This is a genomic window from Streptomyces olivochromogenes (genome assembly GCF_021538895.1).
In the GTDB taxonomy this organism is placed as follows: Bacteria; Actinomycetota; Actinomycetes; order Streptomycetales; family Streptomycetaceae; genus Streptomyces; species Streptomyces olivochromogenes_A.
Genome location: NZ_JADDRL010000249.1, coordinates 1 through 3,148, shown reverse-complemented (window position 1 = coordinate 3,148; position 3,148 = coordinate 1). Strand labels below are relative to the sequence as shown.

The window sequence follows — 3,148 nt, the reverse complement described above, 5'->3', positions numbered from 1 at the left end:
CCAAGCCCACCCGGCGTGCAGGCGAGACGCGACCGCGCCCGTCAACGCCGGAAGCGAACGCAGCCGACCCATGCTCGCGAACCCCGCCCAGCCACCCGTTCTTCCGGGCCGCTCGCTCGCTTCTCACCCGTGCTGGAGCGGCCCGAGTCAAGGGTCGGCCGTAGGCCGATCGCCGAAGGCGACGCGGAGCGCCCTTTACTCGGGGCGCGGAAGCACGACACTGGCCAAGAAGCGGGCGGCCCCCACGGTCACCTGCCAGATGACGGTTGTTGAACACACCGCCTCTACGGCCACCGCCATCCCGCCATCCCGCCCTCGCCCCCTACTCCCACTCCACCGACACGTCCCGTGTCTCCACATGCATGCCCAGAGGTACGCGCCAGGCGTCGACGCATACCGTCCACGTCTTGTCTTTCCGTGTGCGGGGGCCGATGGGCGTCGGCAACGGCACCGTCGATTCGATCGTCGCCCAGTCGATGCCGAGGGCTCCGATGATGTGCGTTCCGAAAGTCACTGTGCCCGAACGGACCGCGGTTCCGCCGGTGTTGTGGAGGGATGCCGTCACCTTGTCGCACCAGCGTTTGTCGCTGGGCTCGTGTGTGGGGGCGGGGTCCGTCCAGGTGAGCGCGGCCGGGGCGGGAGGCGGGTGCGGAGTGCCCGGAGGTGTCGTCGCGGGAGGCGATGAGGACGGGGAGGGCGCCGGGGCCGGGGGTGCGGAGTCGGCGTTGTCCCCAGTGGTCGGTGCGTCGCCAGTCCCCTCGCCTGCAGAGGTGGGGGCAGTCGCGTCGGGGGTGGTCTTGTCCTTGGATGTGGTCGCATCCGTCGGCGTGGAGCCCGTTCCCTCCGCTCCCTTCGTCCCTTCCGCTTCCTCCGCTCCCCCTTCTTCCTTCAGCGGGACCAGTCTCACCCGGTCCCCCGGGCGAAGCGATCCGCCCGACGGCTGGGGCGTGCCGGCCGCCGGGCCCACCGCTACGTAGCCCTCGTCGCGTCGTCCGTCTCCGTACGTCGTCGTCAGGAGCGCGCCCGCGCAGACGACGGCCGCCGACGCTGCCGTAACGGCGCCTCGGCGGCCATGAGTCCATGCCGACCACGTCGACCGGGTCGAGCGTGTTGACCGTGTCGTACGAAGCATCGGGTCATGTTGGCTGACGCTTCGTCAAATCGGAAGGTGTGTGCCGGGATTCCGGCCGCCTCCGACCCCTCCTCGGCCGACCCTCGGCCGATCCTCAGTCCGAGATCAATCCCTCCCGCAGCTGGGCCAGCGTGCGGGTCAGGAGGCGGGAGACGTGCATCTGGGAGATGCCGACCTCCTCGCCGATCTGCGACTGGGTCATGTTGGCGAAGAAGCGCAGCATGATGATCCGGCGTTCGCGGGGCGGGAGTTTGGCGAGAAGGGGCTTGAGGGACTCGCGGTACTCGACGCCCTCCAGGGCGGTGTCCTCGTAGCCGAGGCGGTCGGCGAGGGAGCCCTCTCCGCCGTCGTCCTCGGGGGCGGGGGAGTCCAGCGAGGACGCCGTGTACGCGTTGCCGACCGCGAGGCCGTCGACCACGTCCTCCTCCGACACGCCCAGCACCGCGGCGAGTTCGGTGACCGTCGGCGAGCGGTCCAGCTTCTGGGACAGCTCGTCGCTGGCCTTGGTGAGGGCCAGGCGCAGCTCCTGGAGCCGGCGCGGGACGCGCACCGACCAGGACGTGTCGCGGAAGAAGCGCTTGATCTCGCCCACGACCGTCGGCATCGCGAACGTCGGGAACTCGACGCCCCGTTCGCAGTCGAAGCGGTCGATGGCCTTGATGAGGCCGATGGTGCCGACCTGGACGATGTCCTCCATCGGCTCGTTGCGGCTGCGGAAGCGGGCCGCCGCGTACCGGACGAGCGGGAGGTTGAGTTCGATCAGGGTGTCCCGGACGTAGGCACGCTCGGGGCTGTCCTCGTCGAGTGCGGCGAGCCGCAGGAACAGGGAGCGGGACAGGGTGCGGGTGTCGATGGCCTCGGCGGCGGCCGGGAGGGCCGGTGCCGGGGCGGCCTCAAGGGCCTTGGCCGTGACGTCGTCGAGCACGTCGAGAGCGTCGAGCTCCTTGGGCGCTGCCTCGCTTTTCGTGGGCGCGAGCACCTTCGAGCTGCCCTGTTCTGCGGACATGCCACCCCCTTTGGGTCGCGGGACGGTCGCGGCGGCGCCCCTCGAAGGAACGCAGCCTTCACCTGAATACCGGAGCCGGAGCCACGGCAAACGCGCTTCCCGCAGAATGTCACATGTCGGCAACACGCTGTAGTGACATGTCGACATGTGAGTTACGAATCGGCCCTGGAAAGAGGGGGTCTGACGGCTTTTCGGCTGGCAACTGTCGGGAACCGCCCCGGTGAGCGAATCGCTCGTGACGGTGATCAATCGATCCTGTTTGCGGTTAGGCGTCGATCCGGTTCGCCGAGCGGAGTCGCTGGAAGCTACGCGCGAGTAGCCGCGAGACGTGCATCTGGGACACGCCGAGTTCCGCGCTGATCTGTGACTGGGTGAGATTGCTGTAGTAGCGCAGGAGAAGGATTCTCTGTTCCCGTTCGGGAAGTTGGACGAGGAGATGGCGGACGAGGTCGCGGTGTTCCACGCCGTCCAGGGCCGGGTCCTCGTAGCCGATGCGGTCCAGCAGGCCGGGCAGCCCGTCGCCCTCCTGCGCGGCCTCCAGGGACGTCGCGTGGTACGAGCGGCCCGCCTCGATGCAGGAGAGGACCTCCTCCTCGCTGATCCGCAGTCGCTCGGCGATCTCGGCGGTGGACGGGGAGCGGCCGAACGCCGTCGTGAGGTCCTCCGTCGCGCTGTTGACCTGGACCCACAGCTCGTGCAGCCGGCGCGGTACGTGGACCGTGCGGACGTTGTCCCGGAAGTATCGTTTGATCTCGCCGACGACCGTGGGCATCGCGAAGGTCGGGAACTGCACGCCCCGGTCCGGGTCGAAGCGGTCGATGGCGTTGATGAGCCCGATCGTGCCGACCTGGACCACGTCCTCCATGGGTTCGTTGCGGGAGCGGAAGCGGGCGGCCGCGTAGCGCACGAGCGGCAGATTGGCCTCGATGAGCGCCCCGCGCACCCGGTTGTGCTCCGGCGTGCCCGGTTGCAGTTCCTTGAGCTGGGCGAAGAGCACCTGGGTGAGTGCG

2 protein-coding genes are annotated in these 3,148 nt (G+C 69.3%); both read right to left on the bottom strand.

The window, feature by feature from the left end; all coding sequences use genetic code 11:
• Nucleotides 1-1,226: 1,226 nt before the first annotated feature.
• Nucleotides 1,227-2,138, bottom strand: a complete 912-nt coding sequence (locus IPZ69_RS46620; RefSeq protein WP_235460997.1) for an RNA polymerase sigma factor SigF — start codon at nt 2,136-2,138, stop codon at nt 1,227-1,229.
• 265 nt (nt 2,139-2,403) lie between these two features.
• Nucleotides 2,404-3,148: RNA polymerase sigma factor SigF (locus IPZ69_RS46615; RefSeq protein ID WP_235460996.1), on the bottom strand; the 745-nt coding region annotated here is incomplete at its 5' end.